General features: G+C 43.9%; 24 protein-coding genes and 2 tRNA genes. 3 read left to right on the top strand and 23 right to left on the bottom strand.

Annotated features, from left to right (window positions below):
* Positions 1-40: 40 nt before the first annotated feature.
* The 11 genes from AC6I5A_RS05820 to AC6I5A_RS05770 all read right to left on the bottom strand — a co-directional run bounded on the left by AC6I5A_RS05820 (position 41) and on the right by AC6I5A_RS05770 (position 8,887).
* Positions 41-115, bottom strand: a tRNA-Met gene (locus AC6I5A_RS05820).
* Between the two features lie 33 nt (positions 116-148).
* Positions 149-224: transfer RNA gene (locus tag AC6I5A_RS05815), tRNA-Thr, on the bottom strand.
* Between the two features lie 102 nt (positions 225-326).
* On the bottom strand, positions 327-977 hold the full coding sequence (gene sigH / locus AC6I5A_RS05810) for an RNA polymerase sporulation sigma factor SigH (RefSeq protein WP_497900530.1): 651 nt from the start codon (positions 975-977) through the stop codon (positions 327-329).
* 134 nt (positions 978-1,111) lie between these two features.
* On the bottom strand, positions 1,112-1,891 hold the full coding sequence (rlmB, locus tag AC6I5A_RS05805) for a 23S rRNA (guanosine(2251)-2'-O)-methyltransferase RlmB (RefSeq protein ID WP_497900532.1): 780 nt from the start codon (positions 1,889-1,891) through the stop codon (positions 1,112-1,114).
* Between the two features lie 98 nt (positions 1,892-1,989).
* Entirely contained in the window at positions 1,990-2,394 is a 405-nt protein-coding gene (locus tag AC6I5A_RS05800) for a Mini-ribonuclease 3 (RefSeq protein WP_034612861.1), read from the bottom strand.
* Between the two features lie 15 nt (positions 2,395-2,409).
* Entirely contained in the window at positions 2,410-3,843 is a 1,434-nt protein-coding gene (gene cysS / locus AC6I5A_RS05795; protein WP_034612857.1) for a cysteine--tRNA ligase, read from the bottom strand.
* 31 nt (positions 3,844-3,874) lie between these two features.
* Positions 3,875-5,359 carry a glutamate--tRNA ligase gene (gene gltX, locus AC6I5A_RS05790; protein WP_034612854.1) on the bottom strand — a complete coding sequence of 495 codons (1,485 nt, stop codon included), beginning with the start codon at positions 5,357-5,359 and terminating at the stop codon, positions 3,875-3,877.
* Positions 5,360-5,363: 4 nt separating this feature from the next.
* Positions 5,364-5,903, bottom strand: coding sequence for a 2-C-methyl-D-erythritol 2,4-cyclodiphosphate synthase (ispF, locus tag AC6I5A_RS05785; protein WP_052167922.1), 540 nt, complete (start codon positions 5,901-5,903; stop codon positions 5,364-5,366).
* 381 nt (positions 5,904-6,284) lie between these two features.
* A complete protein-coding gene (gene ispD, locus AC6I5A_RS05780) occupies positions 6,285-6,998 on the bottom strand; it encodes a 2-C-methyl-D-erythritol 4-phosphate cytidylyltransferase (RefSeq protein WP_034612851.1) in 714 nt (237 codons plus the stop codon).
* A complete protein-coding gene (locus AC6I5A_RS05775; RefSeq protein ID WP_034612848.1) occupies positions 6,991-8,226 on the bottom strand; it encodes a PIN/TRAM domain-containing protein in 1,236 nt (411 codons plus the stop codon). Before AC6I5A_RS05775 ends, ispD begins: the two co-directional genes overlap by 8 nt.
* Before the next feature lie 178 nt (positions 8,227-8,404).
* A complete protein-coding gene (locus AC6I5A_RS05770; protein WP_034612845.1) occupies positions 8,405-8,887 on the bottom strand; it encodes a CarD family transcriptional regulator in 483 nt (160 codons plus the stop codon).
* Positions 8,888-9,079: 192 nt separating this feature from the next.
* On the opposite strand from AC6I5A_RS05770, the gene AC6I5A_RS05765 reads away from it, so the two are divergent.
* Positions 9,080-9,472, top strand: coding sequence for a nucleoside triphosphate pyrophosphohydrolase family protein (locus tag AC6I5A_RS05765; protein ID WP_034612841.1), 393 nt, complete (start codon positions 9,080-9,082; stop codon positions 9,470-9,472).
* A gap of 132 nt (positions 9,473-9,604) precedes the next feature.
* Here the strand turns inward: AC6I5A_RS05765 and radA are convergent, their stop codons facing one another.
* The 6 genes from radA to AC6I5A_RS05735 all read right to left on the bottom strand — a co-directional run bounded on the left by radA (position 9,605) and on the right by AC6I5A_RS05735 (position 16,833).
* The gene (gene radA / locus AC6I5A_RS05760; protein WP_497900529.1) at positions 9,605-11,020 is read right to left on the bottom strand and encodes a DNA repair protein RadA; all 1,416 of its coding nucleotides are present in this window, start codon (positions 11,018-11,020) and stop codon (positions 9,605-9,607) included.
* A gap of 170 nt (positions 11,021-11,190) precedes the next feature.
* On the bottom strand, positions 11,191-13,644 hold the full coding sequence (locus tag AC6I5A_RS05755; RefSeq protein WP_034612878.1) for an ATP-dependent Clp protease ATP-binding subunit: 2,454 nt from the start codon (positions 13,642-13,644) through the stop codon (positions 11,191-11,193).
* Positions 13,645-13,767: 123 nt separating this feature from the next.
* On the bottom strand, positions 13,768-14,238 hold the full coding sequence (locus AC6I5A_RS05750; protein WP_034612838.1) for a CtsR family transcriptional regulator: 471 nt from the start codon (positions 14,236-14,238) through the stop codon (positions 13,768-13,770).
* 397 nt (positions 14,239-14,635) lie between these two features.
* Entirely contained in the window at positions 14,636-14,932 is a 297-nt protein-coding gene (locus AC6I5A_RS05745; RefSeq protein WP_034612835.1) for a hypothetical protein, read from the bottom strand.
* 184 nt (positions 14,933-15,116) lie between these two features.
* Positions 15,117-15,545 (bottom strand): universal stress protein, encoded by a 429-nt coding sequence (locus AC6I5A_RS05740; RefSeq protein ID WP_034612832.1) that lies wholly within the window; start codon positions 15,543-15,545, stop codon positions 15,117-15,119.
* Between the two features lie 100 nt (positions 15,546-15,645).
* Complete coding sequence (locus tag AC6I5A_RS05735; protein ID WP_034612830.1) at positions 15,646-16,833, bottom strand: M24 family metallopeptidase; 1,188 nt, start codon at positions 16,831-16,833, stop codon at positions 15,646-15,648.
* A 328-nt stretch (positions 16,834-17,161) separates the two neighbouring features.
* Between AC6I5A_RS05735 and cshA the strand changes: the two genes are divergently transcribed.
* The gene (gene cshA, locus AC6I5A_RS05730) at positions 17,162-18,640 is read left to right on the top strand and encodes a degradosome RNA helicase CshA (RefSeq protein ID WP_034612828.1); all 1,479 of its coding nucleotides are present in this window, start codon (positions 17,162-17,164) and stop codon (positions 18,638-18,640) included.
* Positions 18,641-18,703: 63 nt separating this feature from the next.
* On the opposite strand, the gene AC6I5A_RS05725 is transcribed toward cshA, so the two are convergent.
* Entirely contained in the window at positions 18,704-19,399 is a 696-nt protein-coding gene (locus AC6I5A_RS05725) for a hypothetical protein (RefSeq protein WP_052167921.1), read from the bottom strand.
* 174 nt (positions 19,400-19,573) lie between these two features.
* Between AC6I5A_RS05725 and AC6I5A_RS05720 the strand changes: the two genes are divergently transcribed.
* The gene (locus tag AC6I5A_RS05720; RefSeq protein WP_034612825.1) at positions 19,574-20,320 is read left to right on the top strand and encodes a LysM peptidoglycan-binding domain-containing protein; all 747 of its coding nucleotides are present in this window, start codon (positions 19,574-19,576) and stop codon (positions 20,318-20,320) included.
* Between the two features lie 159 nt (positions 20,321-20,479).
* On the opposite strand, the gene AC6I5A_RS05715 is transcribed toward AC6I5A_RS05720, so the two are convergent.
* The 5 genes from AC6I5A_RS05715 to AC6I5A_RS05695 all read right to left on the bottom strand — a co-directional run.
* A complete protein-coding gene (locus AC6I5A_RS05715; RefSeq protein WP_034612822.1) occupies positions 20,480-21,436 on the bottom strand; it encodes a sodium:calcium antiporter in 957 nt (318 codons plus the stop codon).
* Positions 21,437-21,769: 333 nt separating this feature from the next.
* On the bottom strand, positions 21,770-22,216 hold the full coding sequence (locus AC6I5A_RS05710; RefSeq protein ID WP_034612820.1) for a hypothetical protein: 447 nt from the start codon (positions 22,214-22,216) through the stop codon (positions 21,770-21,772).
* Position 22,217: 1 nt separating this feature from the next.
* A complete protein-coding gene (locus AC6I5A_RS05705) occupies positions 22,218-22,736 on the bottom strand; it encodes a type II toxin-antitoxin system HicB family antitoxin (RefSeq protein ID WP_497900528.1) in 519 nt (172 codons plus the stop codon).
* 58 nt (positions 22,737-22,794) lie between these two features.
* The gene (locus AC6I5A_RS05700) at positions 22,795-22,980 is read right to left on the bottom strand and encodes a hypothetical protein (protein ID WP_034612816.1); all 186 of its coding nucleotides are present in this window, start codon (positions 22,978-22,980) and stop codon (positions 22,795-22,797) included.
* Positions 22,981-23,030: 50 nt separating this feature from the next.
* The coding region (locus AC6I5A_RS05695) for a hypothetical protein (RefSeq protein WP_497900527.1) at positions 23,031-23,239 on the bottom strand (209 nt) is incomplete at its 5' end.

The raw sequence follows: 23,239 nt of genomic DNA, 5'->3' as shown, positions 1-23,239 counted from the left end.
GATAACGTATAAAAAGACAGCTTCGCTGTCTGGTCGCTCTTGGTTGCGGGGGACGGATTTGAACCGACGACCTTCGGGTTATGAGCCCGACGAGCTACCGCTGCTCCACCCCGCGATGTTACACAATTCAGTTGTCCGAAGTATTCAATGGAGCCGACGATGGGACTCGAACCCGCAACCTGCTGATTACAAATCAGCTGCTCTGCCAATTGAGCTACGTCGGCACTCTGTGCCTCAATTCTACCTAATCGTCGCCAAGCACTCGTGTAGTTTATCATTTCTTATTGCCTAATGCAAGTATTTTATCTGTGAGGACATATGTAAAATTACCCATCACGGCGCTCCAGGTAGCGTTCAAGCTTTCTTTTAACCCTCTGTAACGCGTTATCAATCGATTTTACATGCCTCCTCAAATCAACGGCAATCTCCTGATAGGATTTCCCTTCCAAATAAGACATCAGTACTTTCCATTCCAGAGAGCTGAGGATTTCACCCATCTTTTCCTCGATATCGTCGAATTCTTCCCGGCTGATAATAAGCTCTTCAGGGTCTGTGATTCGGGTTCCCGAGATTACATCAAGAAGAGTCCGATCAGAATCTTCGTCGTAGATGGGCTTATTTAACGAAACATATGAGTTAAGTGGAATATGTTTCTGTCGAGTCGCCGTTTTAATCGCCGTGATAATCTGGCGAGTAATACATAATTCAGCAAAAGCCCGAAAGGAAGAAAGTTTGTCTCCACGGAAATCCCGAATAGCCTTATAAAGTCCGATCATACCCTCTTGAATTATATCTTCACGATCGGCTCCAATCAGAAAATATGAACGTGCTTTGGCCCTAACGAAGTTTTTATATTTGTTGATTAAGTACTCTAGTGCTGTAGCGTCGCCTTCCTTAGCAAGTTCAACCACCTGTTCATCCACGATCACATCGATGCTTTCGCACTCCAGTAGTTCTGCTTGGACTTGAAGAGTCAAGTTGATACCCCCTACTATATCGCCATGAAGAAGACGCAAATCACGCTCGCCCTTATCCACGAGCAACATTTTAATTATACTCGACCCTTAAGAAAATCGTCAAGGCGAAGTTTTGGTTGTTCTGTCGTTTCGCGTTAATCCAGTGACGCGCTTCGAACCTCGCGCCTCGTGCCTCGCATCCGCTGGCGAAGAACTTCATAAAGTATGACAGACCCTGCAACGCTTGCGTTTAGCGAACTGACCTTACCCCTCATCGGCAGACTGACAAGCTCATCACAATTTTCCCGAAGTAAACGGCTTATACCTTTTCCTTCGCTGCCAATGACAATAACCCGCGAACCTGTGAGGTCAGCTTCAAAAGCTTCTTTTCCTCCCACTTCAGCCCCAGATATCCAGCACCCCTTCTTCTTCAGACCCTGTAAAGTTTGGACTAGATTGCTCACTCGCGCTACCCGCACATGTTCAACAGCCCCTGAAGAGGTTTTGGCAACAGTACCTGTCAACGCAACACTTCTCCGTTTAGGAATAATTACCCCATGGGCTCCGACGGCGTCAACCGTTCGCAGCAACGCTCCCAAATTATGAGGGTCTTCGATCTCATCCAACATCAAGATAAAAGGAGCTTCCTGCCTCTCCTCAGCCAAGGCAAGAATATCCTCTACACTAGCATACTCCTGCGCTGCAACATAGGCAAGCATTCCCTGGTGGCGCTCCCGGTTCGTTAAACGGTCAAGGGTCTGACGATCCACGAATTGATAAGGTATGCTCCGTTCATGCAATAACGAAATGATTTCCTGATTCCGTCCACCAGGTCCTTCCGTTACGAAGAGCACTTTGTTAACGGGTTTCCCGCTTTTTAAAAGCTCCAAAACGGAATTCTTTCCGTAAACCATTTCATCGTTCAAATTGTTCACTTCTTTCCTTAACAAGGGATTTCAATCTCCCATAATACAACCTTCTCAAGCTTCCTAACGTCTCAGGGCTCCACCTTACGCTCGGTGGAATGACTCTCTCAATTTGCATCCGCTTCCTTCATTGACTCTCCCTGAAGTATGTCGTCCACTTGATTGAACGCCCATTGCATGCGATCTTTTTGTCTATTCAAATGCCAATAGCCCACTAAACTTTCAAACGCCGTTGCATGACGGTAGGTCACAACGTCTACGTTCTTGGGATGCCCGCCCTTAGCGTTTCGACCGCGCAAAACGACTTGCTGTTCAACCTCATTAAGAGCTGGTAAAAGGATACGTAAAATCTGGGCTTGGGTACTGGCACAAACATAGCTTACTGCTTGTTTGTGGAGTTCCTTAACCTTTTCATGCCCCAACTCCAGCATATGTGTCCTGGCCCAAAGTTCATAGACCGCATCTCCCAAATAAGCCAGGGTTAAGGCATTCATTTCCTGCCAATTTCGCATACAGTCCCCTTTCAACTACTTCTTAATTTGCCACCTCGCACCCTGCGGAGTATCTTCGATAATAACGCCTTTTTCTTTGAGCGCATCGCGGATAAAATCTGCCATTTCCCAATCTTTTTTCTGGCGACTCCGTGAACGGATCTGCAAAACTACTTCCATTACCTGGGTGAGCATTTCATCATTTTCGACATGTGCTAAGGCCGGATGAAGGAGGTCAAAGCCGAGCACTGCTCCAAGTTCTAAAAGGGTCTTTTGGGCTTCTTCTAATCCTTTTGAAGAGGCAGGATTTTCCTGGACATGCCCATTCATCGTTTTGGCTAATTCAAAGAGCGCCGCATAAGCCAGTGCTGAATTAAAATCCTCATCCATGGCCTTCCCAAATGCCTCGCGGGCTTCCTTTGCAGCCTTAAACAATTCCGCCCCAATCCGTTCGTTTTTAGAGGACCCCTCACGCTCCAAAGCTTGCTGGGCCAAACGGATACTGGTTTGCAGCCGCTCCAACCCTTTTTGAGCCATGACCAAGTTCTGATCATTAAAATCCAATGGGCTGCGATAATGAGTTCCAAGTAAGTAAAAGCGGATGACTTCTCCTGGAGATTTCTCAAGTAACTCTCGGATTGTGAAAAAATTGCCTAAGGACTTGGACATCTTTTCTTGATTGACTGTCAGAAATGCATTGTGCATCCAATAGTGGGCGAATGTCTGTCCTTTTAAGTACCCTTCCGATTGGGCTATCTCATTTTCATGGTGGGGAAAAATAAGGTCTCCGCCCCCGCCATGTATATCAAAGCCTGCCCCCAGATATTTCAACGACATGGCCGTACATTCAATGTGCCAACCTGGACGCCCCTTGCCCCACGGACTTTCCCAGGCTGGTTCTCCTGGCTTTGTATTTTTCCAAAGTGCAAAATCCATCGGATGATGTTTACGCTCGTCCACCTCAACCCTTGCCCCGGCCTTCATATCTTCGAGCGTTCTGCCAGACAGCTTCCCATAGTTGGGAAAAAGATCCACCGCAAAGTAAACATCTCCATCCACTTCGTACCCTAACCCTGAGTTTATAAGCCCCTGAATAATCTCAATCATTTCCGGAATATGTTCTGAAGCCTTTGGATGTACGGTCGCCGGAAGGATGTTCAGGGCTTGAGCGTCTTTAATATATTCCTCAATATATTTTTGCCCTAAAGCCAAAGGTTCCATCCCTTCTACGTTCCCCCGCTGAATGATTTTGTCATCCACATCCGTGAAATTCTGGACGTAATTGACATCATATCCTTTATACATAAAATAGCGTCTAATCATGTCAAATACGACAAACATCCGCGCATTCCCCACATGGATAAAGTTATAGGTCGTCGGACCACATACATACATGGCTACCTTCCCGCTCTCCCGTGGCTGGAACTGCTCTTTTTGCCGCGTCATGGTGTTGAATAAAATCAAAGACATTGTTTCTGCTCTCCTCTTCATTCTTCGTCAATCAGCCCTGAGGGCTTCGGAGTCCCCTAAGATAACGCTTTTCTGTAACTTCGAGCCGCTTTAAAACATTCTCGCCTCCCAACAAGGGAATAACATCATAAAGTTCCGGCCCATGCATCTGTCCTGTCAACGCCACCCTTACCGGCATGTATACTAATTTTCCCCCTAGTTTTAACTCTTTTGTCATTTGTTTTAAGAGGACTTTAACCGTCGCTCCTGAAAGCAGCTCTACTTCCCGTACTTTTTTCCTAAATAGTCCCAAAACTGCGGGTACCTGTTCACCTCGCAAAACTTCCAGAGCTTCCCCTTCGGGTTCCAAAGGAACCGGGCCGTGAAAATAATGAATAAAATCCTTTACTTCCGCCATATGGGTTATTTTCCCGGAAATTGCTTTAATAAAGTTGGCAAACCACTCTTGCTGCTTATCTGACCGTTCTTCTTGAGGAAGAATACCCATTTCCCCCACATAGGGTAACGCGAGTTCCGCTAAACGTTCAGGGGCTGAAACTTTTATGTAATGGGCGTTGATATAATTCAACTTTTGGAGATCAAAAACGGCCGGGCTCTTAGATACACGATCCAATGAAAAGACTTCCGCCAATTCATCCAGGGTATAAAACTCTTCCTTTCCGGATGGCGCCCAACCAAGCATAGCAATGAAATTTACGATAGCTTCCGGGAGATAACCTTTTTTCTGATAGTCCAGGACCGCTGTATCCCCGTCCCTTTTGCTCATTTTTCCTCCTTCGGTATTAAGAATAAGTGAGACATGAGCGAATTTAGGTACGGGCAACCTCAACGCTTGATAGATCAGTACTTGACGCGGGGTATTAGAGAGATGTTCTTCCCCCCGAATCACATGCGTAATGTTCATGGTCACATCATCTACAACTACGGCAAAATTATAGGTGGGAATCCCGTCTGATTTGACGAGAACAAAATCTCCAATTCCGTCACTATCAAAAACAACATCTCCGCGTACTTGATCATTAATGTGAATCGCTTGGGTAACAGGCACACGAAAGCGCACAACCGGCTTACGACCTTCTGTTTCAAGGACTGTCCTTTGCTCAGTCGATAAATGACGGCACTTACCCAGATAACGCGGCGTTTGCCCCTTGGCAATTAAGGTCTGTCTTTCTTGTTCGATCTCTTCTTCCGAACAGTAGCAGTAGTAAGCGTCTCCATTGTCCAAAAGCTTCTCGGTATAGTCCCTGTAAAGCGCTAAGCGTTCCGTTTGTCGGTATGGACCTCTCTCTCCGCCTACTTCGATTCCCTCATCCCATTGGATATTTAGCCAACGAAGTGCTTCCAAAATATTTTGTTCTGATTCTCGGCTGGAACGCTCTAAATCGGTGTCCTCACTTCGTACTATAAATGTTCCTTTGTTCTTACGAGCCCATAGATAATTAAACAAAGCGGATCTTGCCCCTCCGATGTGCAGTGGACCTGTTGGACTGGGAGCAAACCGAACGCGAATATCCATTAAATCATCCTCCAAAACTTTCTAAACTAACTATTGCCTGGGCAGCGATCCCTTCTTCCCGGCCAGCAAACCCCAATCGTTCGGTTGTTGTCGCTTTCACCGATACACACGTTTCATCTAAATTCATTACTCGCGCAAGATTAGCCCGCATCTGCGGGATAAACGGGGCAAGCTTAGGTCGCTCCGCCACAATGATACTATCCATGTTTCCGATGCGATACCCCTGTGCTCGGATAAGTTTCATGACCTGCTCCAATAGAGTAAGACTATTAATTCCTCGGTAGCGAGGATCATGATCCGGGAAATGCGTGCCGATATCCCCTAAAGCCATAGCTCCTAAAAGAGCATCCATGATCGCATGAATCAGAACATCCGCATCCGAGTGCCCATGCAAACCGCGTTCATAGGGTATTTCCACCCCTCCAAGAATCAGAGGTCGTCCCTCAACCATGGCGTGTACATCATAACCTATACCAACTTTAATAACTAACACCCTTTCTCGATGTTCGATGTTCGAGGCACGAGGTTCGAAACTCGAAGCCATTCGAAATCCAAAGCAACCGTCTTACAACAAAGAACGACTCACAATTCGTGGTCTATGCTTCATACCTCGCCATCACTTAGGGCGTTCGAATTACGTACTTCGCACTTAAATATCGTAAATCGCGCGCTGTCTCGTGATTCTTTTCCCGAGTCATGTGTTTAATGATTCTTGTCTTGTGTAAACTTGTAAGCGAAAATACAATTAGAAGAACAGTCCCCCCAACTTGCGGATTCGAACCTCTAACCTCGATCATTCGTGTTTCGTGTTTCGTGTTTCGTGTTTAGTATATATCATATCGTGTATAGAACATAGTGAATATAGCACACTGACCACGCCCGAACTTACCCCTCAAATCTATATTTCTTTAGTTTAATTCGAACCTCAAATATCAAACTCCGGACTTCTTACCTCGCGCATCGCAAGTATTCGTTCAGCTAACCATAAATCATCGGGCGTAGTCACTTTAATATTTTCCTGAAAACCTTCAACCATTTGGACGGGATACCCCATCCACTCCAGTAAAGCAGCGTCATCCGTACAGTAATACCCTACAGATGCCGCCTGATTATGCGCTTCCTCCAATATCCCCCGGTCAAAGATTTGGGGGGTCTGGACGGCCCGCAAAAGTTCTCGTGGCGGGGTCTCAAGCACTTTTCCAGAGATATCGACCCGCTTTATGGTATCCTTGAGTTGAATACCCATAATTGCAGCTGAGTAATCTTCCGTCTCTCCTAGAAATCGATGAAAAGCATGTAATGTCAAAAGGGGCCTCGCCCCATCATGAACCACTACCCGTTGGATAGTGGGACTAAGAGCTTGAACCCCTGCACGAACGGAAGCCTGGCGTTGCGCTCCACCTTGACTTATGGCCACAACCTTTTCAAACTTATAAGAATAAACAATTTCTTTAATAACAAGAAGATCGCTTTCTGCCCCTACAATAACAATTTCAGAAACATAACTGGACTCTTGGAAGAGTCTAACCGTATGGGCTAAGATGGGTTGTCCCATCAATGAGAGAAATTGCTTGTTGTATCCGACCCCCATCCGTTTACCTTGACCTGCTGCGGGAATAACGATCCCTATCTCAGCCAATCCTATTCACCTCATCAGCTGGACGAAGTCCCATCGGCTTTTTTTCAAAGACATTTTTTGGCTTGGCGAAAATCATACGGCCGGCTGCAGTTTGCAGAACACTAGTTACTAACACGGTGACATTTTGTCCCATAAAGCGTCGTCCCGTATCCACAACAATCATTGTTCCATCATCAAGATAGGCTACACCCTGGCCAGGTTCTTTTCCATCTTTCATCACTTGTACTAACATCTCTTCACCGGGCAAAACAACTGGTTTAAGGGCATTGGCCAATTCATTAATATTTAGAACCTTAACCCCTTGTAGTTCAGCCACTTTATTAAGGTTATAATCATTAGTTAATAGAGGCGACCCTAAAACTTGTCCCAAGCGTACTAGTTTACTGTCAACTTCATTGATATCGTCAAAGTCTTGTTCATGAATATGAACTTTGATCACCGTATCCTTAGAAATCTGATTGAGTATATCAAGTCCTCTACGCCCGCGATTTCGTTTCAGCAAGTCTGAAGAATCTGCAATATGTCGAAGCTCCCCCAGGACGAAACTCGGGATGAGCAATATTCCTTCCACAAATCCAGTCTTGACAATGTCAGCAATCCTTCCATCAATAATTACACTGGTATCAAGAATTTTATAATCCACCAGTTCTAAAGAGTGGTCTGCTTTTCTTTCCTTGAGTTTGTCTGCTTTATCCACTTTGTCCGCTTTGTCCACTTTGTCTACTTTGTCTACTTTGTCCGCTTTATCCGCTTTGTCCGTTTTGTCCGTTTTGTCTCCGCGAAATTTTGGCAAGAAACTAAGAAAGCCCAGTATATCCTCTTTCCGCTTCATTCCAATCGTCAAACCCAAATAACCCAAGAAAATACTTAGTAGGACCGCCAAAAGTGGTCCGAAGAATTGAATGTTGACAAACGCGTTACTAAATAAACTCGAAATTATAAGTCCTAAGATCCCCCCCACGGCTCCACTAATAAGATCATGTGTTGGAACCCGGGTTAAACGCGAATCAATCCATCCCATTAATGAAAGAAAAGAACGGATACTAATCGGAGCTACTAAAAACCCGATAACACCAAATAAAATAACCATCGCTACGTCTGTCCAGACAGGGGGAAAGTCCCATCCCAGGGATTGTAAAAAATCGAGGCGTAAAAATATATAGCTAAGATAAAACCCAAACGCCCCCATTAATAGCGTGATGATCCCGCGTATTAAATTGCGAATCATCATTTCACCTCCTTTTTACCTATTGTGCCTGAAAGTCTTTCCAAGTATACTGTATGTTAGTATAAAATTCAAGTAAAGGTAATTTAAGTATTTTCCTGGGATTTTTACTCCTTGTAAATAAATGCCACCAGAAGTCCAACGTCTATGACATACACAACACATGTGGAAGTATTGCGGTCTAAACTAAAACTAAAGCTTTTAAAAGCTGTTGTCTGACCGTTGCCTCTTCTGAACCTTCTGTCAAAACGAGTTCACTAATTAAGATTTGGCAGGCATTCTCATACATCTTTTTTTCCCCGGTAGAAAGGCCCTTTTCATTATCCCTTTGAGCAAGGCTGCGCACAACATTGGCAACTTCAAAAATATTTCCGCTCTTAATCTTTTCCAGGTTCGCACGATAGCGCCGATTCCAAGCTAATGTAGCTGCCGTATCTTTAGTTCTTAGTACTTCTAACACATCTTTGACCATGGTAGGAGAAATTACTTGCCGTAAACCCAGGTTCTCCACGTTATTTAAAGGAATAAATAATTTCATATTCCCGACAGGTAAATGCATGACATAATATTGGTGTTTTTCTCCGAGGACTTCACGTTCTTCAATAGACTCAATAATACCGGCACCATGCATCGGATAAACAACTTTGTCACCAACTTTAAACATTTGACTACCCCCTTATATCTTAGTATAACAGGGAATAAAGCCCGGGTCAAAATTTTAGATTATATCATACAAGTCTTCAGACTGTCAATTTCCCTTTTTATCCCTTTTCATACCTTGATCCCATTGAAAATTGACAATCGCACAATCGTCTCGGTATAATAGAGGAGGCAGAAAGGAGTGAGGATAGCACACATGGAACAACTCACAGACCAATTCCAAAACACTGTAAAATCTATGTTAATCCGTCATCAAAGTATTTTGGATATCTTGTCCAAAGGACAAGAATCTTCTGCGCGTGTTAACCGTGCCGTCGTTAAATCGGTGACAAGTTGCGGTTGCCACGCAATAAATGCTCATAAGAAACCCGTACCACCAGATGCCAGCCTCGCCGATTTAAAAGAACTCTTGGACAGCCAACTCGAAGGATTTATTTGCGATAACTGTCGAGATATCATAGAAGCCGAACTAGGAAAACAACTATTTTATATAGCCGCTCTGTCCAATACCTTAAATATCTCCCTTACTGATGTCCTTGACCTTGAATATAAAAAGCTTCAAACTTTAACGATTTTTAATTTGACGTAAGTATCAACGATTAAAGGGCTGTAACAAAATTTGTTTTTAGTTTGTTACAACCCCATTTTATTTGGGACTAAAGTTTGGGCCGCCTCAGTGCAGAGAGCTTGTCTTTGAGACTGGAAATAGGGACCGAAATCACTAAATATCTTCCGTGCTTGAAAATTCAGCTTCAGTCTTAGCTGAAGCCTTCATATTCAAATCCAGAATGACATCTTCCAGAGTGTTGAACTCTACGATTTCAAGATTGTTAAATCTCGAAGAATCTCTTAGAGTATTTTTTGCAATGTAGACTCGCTTAAACCCCATTCTGTCGATTTCCCGAATTCGCGCTTCAATGGAAGGGACTTTCTTAAGCTCTCCAGTGAGCCCTACATCCGCCACAAACACGATATCATTGGGAATTGCTTTGTCTTTCACAGATGATACAATGCACATGATAACTGCTAAGCTTACGGATTGTTCTTTGAGTTGAAGCCCTCCCGTCGTTTTAATGACCACGTTTTTATCGTATAGATTAATCTTGCTTCTCTGTTCCAGGATAGAAATCAGGGTATTTAATTGATCTCTTCGTAAGCACTCCGCAATTCTTGATGGGTAGGGAGTGAATGACTTAGAAACGAGACTTTCGATTTCCACAATAATGGGGCGTGTCCCCTTTTTAATCACAGTTAAGGCACTTCCCGAAACCTTTTGTCCTTCTTCCCTTTGAGTCATAAAGAACTCAGACGGGTTATCAATCGATAACATTCCTCGTTCGGTCATCGAAAAAAAACCCATTTCGCCTGTACTCCCAAACCGATTCTTCGAGCACCAAGCCCCCCTCAGTTCTTCTCCATTTTCCCCATTGAGAATTAACACGGCGTCGACCAGATGCTCTAACGCTCGAAGTCCCGCGATTTCATCATCTTTCGTCATTTGCCCAACCATGATCACGGCTCTAGAGCGGCTGTTCTTTTTCGCTATTTTTAAGAGTTCGTTAGCGCACTCCATCGTTTGGCTAGGTGAGCCCGGCCGGGAATTATGTTCTTCAAGGGTGAATGTCTGAATACTGTCGATAATAATCAAATCCGGGTCCAGCTCCTCAATTGAGGCCAAAACATGGTTCATACTTGTATCACAGTATATCCAGATGTTACTCTTGTTTCCATTCAGAATTCGATCCGACCTACTTTTAATTTGACTATCACTTTCTTCAGCTGAAGCATATAAAACCTTGTAGCCCTTATTGGCAACATCATCGGCCACTTGTAAGAGCAAAGTTGATTTTCCCGCACCAGGTCCTGCTGTCAAGATGATGATGGAATCTTTTACGATCCCTCCCCCTAAAACCCGGTTAAATTCACTTATGCTCGTCACAATTCTATCGCTATTGCTGGTAGTGACCTCAGATAACCTCTTCGGAGAAGTCTTTCTTTCACTCGACGAAAACGTCTTTTTGAGTTGATTCTCTGACGCTTCAAATGTATTCCATTCATCACAGTTTTGACACTTTCCCAACCATTTTGGGCTTTCTGATCCGCAATTGGAACACCGATAAATCACCTTGATCTTCATGTAACGCCCCATTTCAATCAGCAGATGAGAACTACACACCAAAACCCCTGGTATTACTGCATGTGCGCCGCTCCATGCCCTCCATGGCACCGCGGCATCAGTCCATCCATGGACAAGTCCTGTTAGCGTGCTTAACGCTTTATTATCTGCATGCGCTTACGCAAATTCCGCTAGAGAGCTCTCTTTGCAAGAGTGAACTTCATTTTTCCATCCTCTGCTTCCACACCAATCTGGTCCCCCGCTTTAAATTCGCCTACTAGTATTTTCTCAGAAAGAGCATCTTCAATTAAACGTTGAATTGCCCGCCGTAGTGGACGTGCTCCAAAAATCGGATCATTTCCCTCTTTGGCAATTAGTTCGACAGCACTCTTCTCAACCTGAAGCTGCAAGCCCTGCTCAAGCAATCGAAGGTTTACTTGACTTATCAATATTTCCGCGATTTTTCCCAAGTGTTCCTCTTGGAGGGCATGGAAAACTACAAGCTCGTCGATACGGTTTAGAAACTCTGGACGAAAGGTGCGTTTTAGCTCTTCCATAACATGTTCACGCATATTCTTATAATCCATTTTTTCATCTTTTCCTGCAGTAAATCCCATCGCTTCCTTTCTGAGGAAGGAAGATCCCACATTCGACGTCATGATTATTACCGTATTTCTGAAATCAACGGTCCTTCCTTTGGTATCCGTAAGCCGTCCATCTTCAAGCACTTGCAGTAAAATATTAAACACTTCAGGGTGCGCCTTTTCGATTTCATCCAGTAAAACCACACTATAAGGGTTACTCCTGACCGCTTCAGTTAATTGACCACCTTCATCATGCCCAACATATCCCGGAGGTGCTCCTACAAGCCGAGAAACCGCGTGTTTCTCCATATATTCCGACATATCAATGCGAATCAGAGCCTTTTCATCCCCAAACATCGCCTCCGCCAAAGCGCGGCCGAGCTCGGTTTTTCCCACCCCGGTTGGTCCGAGAAAGATGAAGGAACCAATCGGACGTTTCGGATCTTTTAACCCCGCCCGAGCACGGCGAACCGCCCTGGCTACTGACGTAACTGCATCCTCCTGGCCTATAAGCCTTTTATGTAAAATCTCCTCCAGGTGCAGGAGGCGTTCACTTTCTTCCTGAGCTAGTTTCTTGACAGGTATTCCCGTCCAGCTTGCAATAATCTGGGCTATATCGTCCGCTGTGACTTGTGTATTTTCTTTGTGACGCTTATCCTCCCATGCCTCTCGTTGTTCAGCAAGATCAGCCCGGAGTTTATGTTCCTGATCGCGTATTTGTGCGGCTTTCTCAAACTCCTGGCCGGAGACCGCCGCTTCTTTTTCTTTCTTTAATCGTTCAGTATCTTCTTCAAGTAATTTTAAATGCTGCGGTGCGGTAAAACTGGCGAGATGAACACGTGAAGCAGCTTCATCCATCAAATCGATAGCTTTATCTGGTAAGAACCGGTCTGAAATATACCGGTTAGACAGTCGAGCAGCGGCCTCGATCGCCTCATCCGTGATCTTCACCAGGTGATGGGCTTCATAATGATCCCGTAAACCACGAAGAATCAAAATTGCTTCCCCTACAGTTGGCTCACCGACCGTGATGGGTTGGAAACGTCGTTCTAATGCCGAATCCTTCTCTATATACTTACGGTATTCATCTAATGTTGTCGCCCCAATGCATTGAAGCTCTCCCCTCGCCAGGGCAGGTTTTAGCATGTTTGCAGCATCGATAGCGCCTTCCGCAGCTCCTGCTCCTATCAAGGTATGCAATTCATCGATAAAGACAATAATGTTTCCATCCGCTCGGATCTCCTCCATGACTTTTTTTAAACGCTCTTCAAATTCGCCACGGTACTTGCTTCCGGCGACCATAGCCGAAAGATCTAAGGTAATAACACGTTTGTTAAGCAGTATTTCCGGTACCCTTTTACTAATAATTCCCTGCGCCAATCCTTCCGCTATGGCTGTTTTACCGACACCAGGCTCCCCGATTAGGGCAGGATTATTTTTAGTCCGGCGGCTAAGGACCTGAATGACTCGTTCTATCTCTTTTTCCCGCCCAATTACCGGATCAAGACGGCCTTCCCGAGCTTGCAAAGTAAGGTCACGCCCAAACTCATTGAGAGCCGGCGTATTCGCGGGTCCAATATTTTTAGAAGAAGGTATGGAATTAGACGTCGGTATGGTAGATTCTTCGAATTCTCCACCTAAAAGCTTAACCACTTGTTTCCAGACCTTTTCAGGACTCTCGTTAAGATTCGCTAGAATTCTGGCCGCGATCCCTTCTCCTTCCATAACTAACCCCAGAAGCAAATGTTCAGTTCCAATATAGTTAACATCTTGACGGTGTGTCTCTTCATTCGCCAACTCCAAAACTCTTTTAACCCGGGGGGTAAGCCCCACCTCTCCATTAAAGGGCTGACCTACCCCAGCAATTTGTTCAACTTGACTACGAATTTTTTCAAGATCCAAGCCCATCCCAATCAAGGCCTGAGCAGCAATTCCTTCGCCCTCTTGAATCAATCCAAGCAAGATGTGTTCAGTCCCCACAACTTGATGTCCCATCCGTTTAGCCTCATTATGGGCTATTGCTAAGACTTTCTCTGCACGCTCTGTATAACGTCCCTTCATGATTTCTTCATCCTTCCTATAATCGATGCTCGAGGTTCGAGGCGCGAGGGGTTTTTCCCGTTTTCTGAGATAAAAAAATAAATAATTGCCTCCCGATGTTGACAATGCATGTTAACTTCCCCATTATGATAAATCATCCCGACATAGAGTAGTCAAAATGGTCTTCATCAGGCGTGCTCGGAGCATGTCCCAATCCCTAAATTCTCCATTCAAATCATTTCCAGAAAGCACACTCTTTATCATCGCCGCTTCCCTTATCGTCACCAGTTCTTCCTCCACTAAACGATCCACCAGGCCGTTTGAGCGCTCACGGGAAAGCCGCTCCCCTATTAATTGCCGCATAACTTGTTGATACTGCCCTTCGAGGCCCAGCCCTAAACGGATAATTCGTATATACCCCCCGCCCCCCCGACGGCTCTCAACTAAGTAGCCCCTTTCCACTGTAAAACGAGTGTCCAGGACATAGTTAATCTGAGACGGAACGCAGGCAAACTCACCCGCAAGCTCGCTGCGCTGCAAAATAATATACCCTTCTGACGTTTGTTCTAATATTCGTTTTAAATATTCTTCTATTCGATCCGCAAGGTTTCCCATTGTTGAAGTTCTCCTTGTTTATTAATCTTCCTCAACTAATCTTCCAATCCTCGTCTTTGACCTTTCCTGACCTTCTAGGAATATCATACCCATTTTTATATATTTTTGCAAAGGATTTAGAAAAATATTTTGACTAATATAGGTACTGTGTGAAAACGCAGTCCCTCAAAAATAAAGTGGGAGAATTTATTGAATTTACATTAATTAAGCTATCCAATGGAAGACCAACTATAATTAAAGCCTACTCTTTAAAGAATCGTTTATTAGAGAGTCATTTTTCGCATGGAAGACCAACTATAATTAAAGCCTACTCTAATACAAAAAGTGGGGCTGTTTTCATAAGGAATTCACTTATGACACAGCCCCCTCCCAATTATTCTTTAAAAAGAATGATAATTTAAGTTATTATACAAATAACATAAAAAACCCAAGAAGATAATGTCAGAAGCCCAACACCTCCCAGTAACCAGATAACAGATTTTCCTTCAAGCCGTTTAGAAGGTTTATCTTTTTCCGGCGGATAATAGGCTGGATGCCCGGCTTGTTTAAAAGCCGATTGTTTTTCAAAAATATTCAGCTTTCGGATCTCCATTTTAGATGTAGTTACCTGAGATGCCACATCTGACCATAGCAACGAACCTTGAAGCATAAATTGAAGTTCTTCAGGACTCAGCTTAACATAAGTTTCTTTCATGGTGTGCCTCCATGTGTCGATTTATAACCAGGTTGGATTAGCTTAAATCTGCACATAATTCTCCGTGCTCAGCCAACTCTCTCTCCTAATTGATTCGCTGCCAACGAAAAAAATCCCTGCCACATGAGCAGGGACCTTTATCCTAAATGTCTACAAAATTCGTCTCGACATAATAAACTACACCCTACTTAATGATAAGTACAGGGCAACTCGCCCGCTGCAACACCCGTTGACTTACACTTCCAAGGACCGAACCTGCAATTGCTCCGTAACCATGGCTTCCCATGATCACCAGATCAATATTTTCTTTCTTGATCTGTTCTAAAATTATGGTCACCGGATGACCGGATTCCACCCTTCTGTGGATAACAACCTGCTCACTATCAATTCCAGTCAAAGTTGCATCTAAAGCCAGTTCGCCGTTTTGATCCAGTTGTTCTTGTGTTACGGTGATGCCATAAGAAATCGTATACCCCCAATAAGCCTGGGGCGTGTAGCTAACATGAAGAAGTACTACTTCCGCTTTAACAGATCGAGCCAGTTCTAATGCTGTCTTTAAGGCGCGACGCGAGCATTCTGAGACGTCTGTAGGGACGAGTATCTTTTTATACAAACTAAATCCCCCCATATATTGACACTAGTATTCCTGAGCTGACAAATGATGAAGTCAAAGGATATACTCAGCGTCAAATCTTCTTTTGAGACTATAGTTACTAGAGAATGATTAATTCCCGTGGACTCGTCGATATATACTTTGCACCCACTTCGTCTACGATGACTACCGTATCTTCGATCCCAACAGCTCCAACACCCGGGAAAACAAATTTCGGTTCGATTGCTACCACCATTCCAGGTTTTAACACTTCTTTAGATCCCTTGCTAATAGTTGGAAGTTCGTCGAGGTCCAATCCTACCCCGTGTCCGACAAAACGAACACGGCTTGTCCCATAACCCATAAAGTTTTTCTCATAAGGGGTATTCTCACGAACCCAAGTTAGCGTTTCCTCATAGACTTCGCCAGCCTCCCTCCCTGGAACTAAGGCACGCCTTATCCCTTCTTCGACCTTCCTGGCTACCTCGTAGGCCTTGCTTAGCTCCTTAGATAATGGCCCAAGACAAAGGATTCGGGTTTGATCAATCTGATATCCATGTCTTACTATCGCTATATCCACAACTATCGGCTCACCTGTCTGAATCTGAGCCATTGACGCACCACTCGGATACGCAATAGAAGTACCTTGTCCCATAACTGCTCCATAAAAATAGCTGACGCCTGCTGCTCTAGCCCCTGAAGTGACTGCGCCGATAAGGAATTGAGAGTTAAAGCCGCGCATCCGCACATTACCACCATGTCCAAGCAGCCGTGCCTTGCGTAATAATAATCCTTCTAACTCAACCTCAGTCATACCCGGATGAAGGACTTCTTTTGCATACTCCAAAACTAACGTTTGAATTTGTGCACTTTCTCCTATCCGAGCCAATTCCCACTGAGACTTTACTGCACGTTGTAAGCGTACCTCAGTGGAAACATCCGCCAATCTAACGTCCGGAAATATTTTGCGATAGCGCTCAAATTGATTAACCGGAAGAACATCCAATTCCAGACCCAGTATTTCCGGTAAGGGGATCCCTGCTTCCTTTATATACTGCGGAATCTTAGATATGCCCTGTAACTGAATAACCTCCCATGAACTTTCTGACTGAGCTCTGTCAAAATCACGATAGGCAAGGACAATCGGCTTTCCCTCCCTTGGAATATAAATATGAACATCTTGGGCTGTTCCTGAATAATACAGGGTATCCGCCCGCTGGACTAACAGTGCCCCTTCAATCTCTTTTTTTCGCAAAATATCTTGAAAATTCACAACTCGCTCATGTAATTCTGTTTTGGGTACTTTCATTTTTCTCCTCCATTTTTTATGTAATATTAAGAATTTTATTTTTAATACTATTATGTTCAGATTCCCTTAACTTTGCAAGTTCTTTTGTTTAATCCCTGATCTATGGTGCAATAGCTCCAATAATGAAATAATTAGTTTATATACATTATATTATGTGGTATAATATTTATTTAGGTGCCACAAGCGTCTTTTGCCCCGTTGGCGAAACTCACGCGCGATCGCGACATAGTCTGTTTCCGCAGTGATAGAAACTTTTTCTGCGCAGTTATAGATAGAGACGCATTTGGAATATTAAAGAGTATAACAATACAAAAGGAGAATGAAAACATTGTCAACATTTTCAGATTTGGGATTAAGTGAACCGGTCACTCGATCAATCATCAACATGGGGTTTGAAGAAATGACTCCAATTCAAGAAGAGACGATTCCCGCTGCAATGCAGGGAAGGGATCTAATCGGACAGGCTCAAACCGGTACGGGGAAAACAGCGGCTTACGGGATTCCCTTAGTTGAGAGATTCATGGAGCATGCCGAACAAATTCAAGGAATAGTACTGGCTCCCACTCGGGAATTAGCAGTCCAAGTGGCTGAGGAATTAAATAAGATCGGGCAGTTCAAGCGGATTCATGCCTTGCCCATTTATGGCGGACAAGGGATAGACTGGCAGATCAGGGCCCTGAAGAAACGCCCCCACATTATTGTAGCCACTCCGGGACGTTTAATGGACCACATGAGGAGAAAGACCATTCGCCTCAACGATATTAAAATCCTTGTTTTGGATGAAGCCGATGAAATGCTGAACATGGGCTTTTTGGACGATATCGAAACGATTCTCAAGGAGATTCCCGCGGACCGTCAGACCTTGCTCTTTTCGGCAACGATACCGAGACAGATTCAAAATATTGCTCAGCGGTTTATGAAAGAACCGGAACTGATTAGCATTAAGGCTATGGGAGTCACGGTATCTGATACTGAGCAACATTATGTGGAAGTATCGGAAAAACTAAAATTCGATGTGTTATCACGCATTCTAGACATCCAATCACCAGACTTGGCCATTGTTTTTGCTCGAACTAAGCGGCGGGTGGATGAACTTTCAGAGGCATTGAGCAAGCGTGGTTATTCAGCGGAAGGAATTCACGGGGACTTGACCCAGAGTAAGAGAGACAGTGTCTTGCGTCAGTTTAAAGACGGAACGGTCGAGGTTTTGGTCGCCACTGATGTGGCTGCTCGGGGACTGGATATTAGTGGAGTGACCCATGTCTATAATTTTGATATCCCACAAGATCCGGAAAGTTATGTCCATCGGGTCGGCCGAACGGGTCGTGCGGGAAAATCAGGCTTAGCGATTACGTTAGTCACACCGCGGGAGATGGGTATGCTAAGGCTCATTGAACAGCTTATTAAGCGGAGGATTGTACGTAAGCCTATTCCAACAATCATAGAGGCAGTGGAAGGTCAGCAACGCTTAACCATGACGGAGATTCTGAGAGTTATTGCAGAAGAAGATATCGAAAAATATAAAGGGGTGGCAGAAGAGTTATTGGCGGAAAACGACTCAGTTACCCTTTTATCTGCTGCGTTAAAAATCATAACCAAGGAACCTGAAGCCGTCGAAGTTCGGTTAACAGAAGCTGCACCTATACGGAGAAGAAACATGGGGAATAATGTCAGACCTCAGTTGGGGAATTATTATCGAGATGGTTATAGACAAAAGACGGACACTTGGGCCCGACGAAAAGGCCACGATGTTCGTGGGGGTGCTGCCGGAATTCAACGGGGTAGGGATAATAAGAGAAACGGCTAAAGAGAAGTTCGGAGGGAAAAGTGACGTGTTCACCTTTTCCTCTTTTTTATTGACGCAAGTTCCCTATTCTTCCCACCACGGTCTCGAATTCCTTACCATGTTATCCTTAATATTATTCCTGCTCGCTCTCTTCCTCCCCAACCGAACAGGGTCCGGCTCCCAAATAGCTAAAGGCTCGGCATGCCCGGAACCTGAAGAAATCATGGTCTTTTCTTCATCCCTGTCCCAAGACCACTGAATATCCGGACTCTTTTCACAGCTTTCAATCCCATTGGTTATTGGTGCCTCAATACATTCCTCAATTCTCTCTTCTTTATCCCAATCAAACTTGCTGCTGACACCATCATTTGTTTCATAGCCTGCATAAGAAGGTGTAAAATGCGGTCTTTTTCCTGACCATGCGCTCATTCTCCTGCCTTTTACCCCTCCTGCTCCGACCGCACCTGCTATTAAACCTATAATCACACCTTCAGCAAGGACTTGGATAAAACCCCACCCTTGTACTGGTAAAAATAACGCAAGCAATAGCGTCCCCACTATAACGTAGCCCGCTCCAACGATCCCACCCAACCACCACTCCCTACTTTCCTTAGCCGTTCGATATCCGCCAATAAGGCAACTTACCAACAACCCGATATCCAACAATCGGGAGATACTCAAGCCCCCAAGTTCCATAGCACCCCATACAATTCCTGCGAAAAGGGTCAAGACCGTAACCAGCAAGGCCGTAGTAATTCCCCTTAGGATGGATGAGCCCATTCCTTCCTCCCCCTTTTTCAATTTATTTTACTGCCAGAGCGCAATATTTCTCCTCGTATCATAAATACGTCGAACCTGTCCGATACATTCCTCTTTCTACCCATTATTATCCATGATCAAGTAACGTTCTTCAAGAATATAGTGTGCTAAGACACGTGAAAAGGAGGAGTCCAAATGGATTATGCACGATATACTGTTCAAGCGGGCGATTCAATTTATAAAATCGCCAAAGCTTACAATGTCGAAATGGCAGAAATCATTAAAGTAAATCATTTAAAACATCCTGATCGCATATATGCCGGTCAAGTTCTTCTACTCCCCGTCCCAGCAACCCATGAACCTACTCCAGAGGAAATTCCCGAACCGAACTTTACATATGCCATGTGGCTCTATGAAGCTTATGCAGGTAAAGAATCGGAATTAACTGCGGCCACTACCTACCTTTACCAGGCCGTGCTTCTGGATCGCCCGGAGTTCGATGCATTGCTCCGACCCATCGCTTATGACGAAATACGTCATCTTGAGAAATTAGCCCTTGCCTTGCGCCATCTGGGTGTAGACCCGAGGTACGGAACATTGAGCAGTGGACATTGGGTTGATTGGCGATCCAGTTTTATCAACTATAACAGTGAGCTTTGTACACTCCTTGACTCTAATATTGCAGACGAGGCCAGAGACCATCGTGAATATCTTGAACTGGCCCAAAAAATACCTATTCCGGAAATTCAATGCATTCTTACGGAAATAGCTGCCGATGAGGAACGTCACTACCATCTCTTCTGCCAAGCGAAACAGCAATACTGTGGTGAATTCGGGTGTCCGCCGCCACCACCTTGTTCCCCACCGCCGCTCTATACCCCGACCGAAACCCCGGAAATTCCGCCTTGTCATCCGGGACCCCATGATGGCGGAAAAGGTTAGCAACTGCGTAATTGGCGCTATAACCTTACGGAGGTCAGATATCTAAGGCCTGAGATCAGAAAATGTCAACCGTTAGTAAAATCTGTTAAAGTTCAGAACGGCCGTGCGTATCCACGCATCGGCCTTTCGTTTTATTTTCCATAGCGGGCATGCTTATTGCTAAGTTTCCCGGATCAAAGATCGATAAATTGTGAGAATAAACAGAAGGTAAAAGGCTCCTCCAATTAGGAGGGTTGTTGGGTAGATCACACCTTTGCGATGCAGAGAAATGTAAGGAATCATCGCCGCACCCAGAGCAAGGAGCGCACTCGACAAGGCCAAGGTATCCAGTTTCCACGGTGTAAGCACGATTCCGATAGCCGTAATCACAGAGCTCTGAAATACCATAGCTCCAGTCAAGTTACCCATCGCCAACGTGTCTTTACCGCGGCTAATCCAAAGAACGCTATTAAACTTTTCCGGCAACTCTGTAGCAATCGGAGTAATTATTAACGAAAGCACAAACACCGGAACTCCAATAGCTATCGCGATTAAAGCAATAATTATTTGTCCTAAAATTTTAACCAATGTTGGATTTTGAGTCTGCCCTGCTACGTAGAGAGGAGCTAAATTCTCGTGTTTACACCCATTTATGCAATCACGCAATATCAGTAATATATAGACCCCATAGGCTAAAACCAATACCCAGGCCATATCATTCTTGAGTTCTTGATTGGACAAAAATGACGCGAAAATTGCCATAGAATATACTATCAGGAAGAATTTTAAATCCCTTCGAACGACTTTCGCCTCTAATCGAAGGGGGCGATTATTGCGACGGAACAATAGTGCTGCAAGTCCAGTAATAAAGAAAGCAAGTGTCGCCAACATGAAGGGCGCACCAAGAATAGCCCCAATGCCTATCTCCGCCCCTTCTGTGCCCTTCTTCAAGCCAAGAATAGCTATAAGTGACACCATGGTCTCGGGTAAGGCCGTCCCGACTGCTGCGAGAATACTCCCAACCGCTCCGGCACCAAGTTTTAGCCTTTGCCCCAGCCACTCAATCCCATTGGTAAACGCTTCTGCACCAATCAAAATGATCCCGAAACTCACAAGCAGCGCCGCCAGCTCTCTCAAACTTTCCTCTCCCTTCTTCCCGCATACCGCCTTCGCTTCCTGACTATTAAACAGTCACTCTAAATATACGGGAGGGGGATTATTCTAGAACCTGGGAACTTGCGTTACAACGCTCACCTCATGCTTTCGCGGGCCAAACTAGGGCTCAGGTGGTTTCCATATAAGAAGGCGGGGTGGAACACGTCCTGTGTTCCACCCCGCTGATGAAAGCACCACTTGAGCCGAGTTTGGCTAGCCACTCCATCAGAGAGGTTCGCTTTAGTAAGCGCGAAGTTCCGGGCTAGGGATGAGGAAAACGCAGTACAAAATTGCAATAAAAGGGAAAAGCTCCTTTCATGGAGCTTCGGGGTAATCTTCTTCAGCTTTATATGGAGCCATTATCATTGGCAAAGTAACGAATCTTTCAGTGATAAATGCAATGACTAGAGAAGCATAGGAATATAAAGGATGAGCAATCTCATCAATTTCTTTCAATATATCAGATTCTATTAATTTACCTTTATATTTATAGGCACCTAATATTTCGAGATCTAATCTAAAAGGTCCTTCTGGACTAAAAAACAAGCGTTCAGATAATTTAATCCTTATCTCTTTATCTTTAATTTCTAATAAGGTTACGTTATTTTGGCGATTAAATTTAACAAAGTCCTCAGAAATATCACTTGATAATAATTGACCGTTTATACTTTGAAGCTGAACATTGATTAGAGTTAATTTACTATCTAATTTTGATGTACTAGTTTTCTTATTAGTCTTTGTTGTCTCACTCTTAGTTACCATCTTAGTTTATCATCTCCTTTCGAGTGATATTTGTAGGCCATTTCGGTTGAATTTTTTGAAATGAATTATCATATTTTTTCTTTATACCCAGATCTAAACTAGGTATAAATATATTGATATTATTAGTTTCTTTTATTTGATTTCTTCCAACTACTTTCCCAAAATTTAGTGAAAGTAAGGAAAGTAGATATGAATTCAGACTCATATTATCCTTTTTAGCAACTAAAGAAAGCTCTCTATGAAGAAATTTAGGAAGTCTTAATGTAAATTTCCCACTATAATCTTCATCTTCTTCAGTACTAGGAAAAGGAATTTTCTGTTCTCTTTTGATAGCTGTTTTAATCCAAGCAGTTTTAGCATCTAATAAATTACTCAAAGCTTCTTGTTGTGTTTCGCCATCTGACATGCAACCTTTTAAATCAGGAATACTTGCTAACCATCCACCGCCATCTTCTTCTTTAAGCGGTGTCAATACTACTTGATATGATAAATTTAAGTAGTATTGAATATCCTTGATCATTTTATTCGACCTCCTTTATTTCCTCAATTAGCTATTATTTTTTTAACATATATAGTTTTTATCCTATTACTGTGTACTGGTATGCTAAGATATCTAAATTTTTATGATATACTATCCAGTGACTTCCTCCATCTGGTTCATCATAGTATATGTCAAAAGATCTGAGGATAGGAAGTAATTCATCCCATTTTATATCATTAGGATTTTGAAGAAGTCGTTCAAATCTTTTCCCAATTTTTGACATTCTTATCTCTCCTATATTATTCACATCGATATCATGTATGATACTAATATTTATAAATAATATCTGGTATCAAATATGATACTATCTGCTGTAATTTTTGTCAATGGCAAACTTTGCGCGACAGTATATTCCCAAGATCCGTCACCAATATCAACTGTGCGGTTTAGTTCCTGACATTGAAAGAAACTGAAATTCTGTGTTGCATAGTAATCCTGACGCCAAGCTATGATGGCATCGCTAAACAGGCCAACGATAGATT

The sequence above is a fragment of the Desulfosporosinus sp. Tol-M2 genome (assembly GCF_059735615.1).
Note: the sequence above shows the minus strand (reverse complement) of the source record. Positions and strands in the feature narration are given on the sequence as shown.

What these genes read in the sequence shown, in the direction of transcription:
- cysS (WP_034612857.1), bottom strand. Translation starts at nt 3,843, where the DNA reads ATGTCTTTGATTTTATTCAACACCATGACGCGGCAAAAAGAGCAGTTC.
- AC6I5A_RS05775 (WP_034612848.1), bottom strand. Translation starts at nt 8,226, where the DNA reads ATGATTCGCAATTTAATACGCGGGATCATCACGCTATTAATGGGGGCG.
- AC6I5A_RS05750 (WP_034612838.1), bottom strand. Translation starts at nt 14,238, where the DNA reads ATGGGAAACCTTGCGGATCGAATAGAAGAATATTTAAAACGAATATTA.
- AC6I5A_RS05765 (WP_034612841.1), top strand. Translation starts at nt 9,080, where the DNA reads ATGGAACAACTCACAGACCAATTCCAAAACACTGTAAAATCTATGTTA.
- AC6I5A_RS05720 (WP_034612825.1), top strand. Translation starts at nt 19,574, where the DNA reads ATGGATTATGCACGATATACTGTTCAAGCGGGCGATTCAATTTATAAA.
- AC6I5A_RS05705 (WP_497900528.1), bottom strand. Translation starts at nt 22,736, where the DNA reads ATGATCAAGGATATTCAATACTACTTAAATTTATCATATCAAGTAGTA.
- radA (WP_497900529.1), bottom strand. Translation starts at nt 11,020, where the DNA reads ATGAAGATCAAGGTGATTTATCGGTGTTCCAATTGCGGATCAGAAAGC.
- AC6I5A_RS05770 (WP_034612845.1), bottom strand. Translation starts at nt 8,887, where the DNA reads ATGTTTAAAGTTGGTGACAAAGTTGTTTATCCGATGCATGGTGCCGGT.
- AC6I5A_RS05710 (WP_034612820.1), bottom strand. Translation starts at nt 22,216, where the DNA reads ATGGTAACTAAGAGTGAGACAACAAAGACTAATAAGAAAACTAGTACA.
- AC6I5A_RS05800 (WP_034612861.1), bottom strand. Translation starts at nt 2,394, where the DNA reads ATGCGAAATTGGCAGGAAATGAATGCCTTAACCCTGGCTTATTTGGGA.
- AC6I5A_RS05725 (WP_052167921.1), bottom strand. Translation starts at nt 19,399, where the DNA reads ATGGGCTCATCCATCCTAAGGGGAATTACTACGGCCTTGCTGGTTACG.
- gltX (WP_034612854.1), bottom strand. Translation starts at nt 5,359, where the DNA reads ATGGATATTCGCGTTCGGTTTGCTCCCAGTCCAACAGGTCCACTGCAC.
- AC6I5A_RS05700 (WP_034612816.1), bottom strand. Translation starts at nt 22,980, where the DNA reads ATGTCAAAAATTGGGAAAAGATTTGAACGACTTCTTCAAAATCCTAAT.
- AC6I5A_RS05755 (WP_034612878.1), bottom strand. Translation starts at nt 13,644, where the DNA reads ATGAAGGGACGTTATACAGAGCGTGCAGAGAAAGTCTTAGCAATAGCC.
- AC6I5A_RS05735 (WP_034612830.1), bottom strand. Translation starts at nt 16,833, where the DNA reads ATGAAAGTACCCAAAACAGAATTACATGAGCGAGTTGTGAATTTTCAA.
- AC6I5A_RS05745 (WP_034612835.1), bottom strand. Translation starts at nt 14,932, where the DNA reads ATGAAAGAAACTTATGTTAAGCTGAGTCCTGAAGAACTTCAATTTATG.
- ispF (WP_052167922.1), bottom strand. Translation starts at nt 5,903, where the DNA reads ATGGCTTCGAGTTTCGAACCTCGTGCCTCGAACATCGAACATCGAGAA.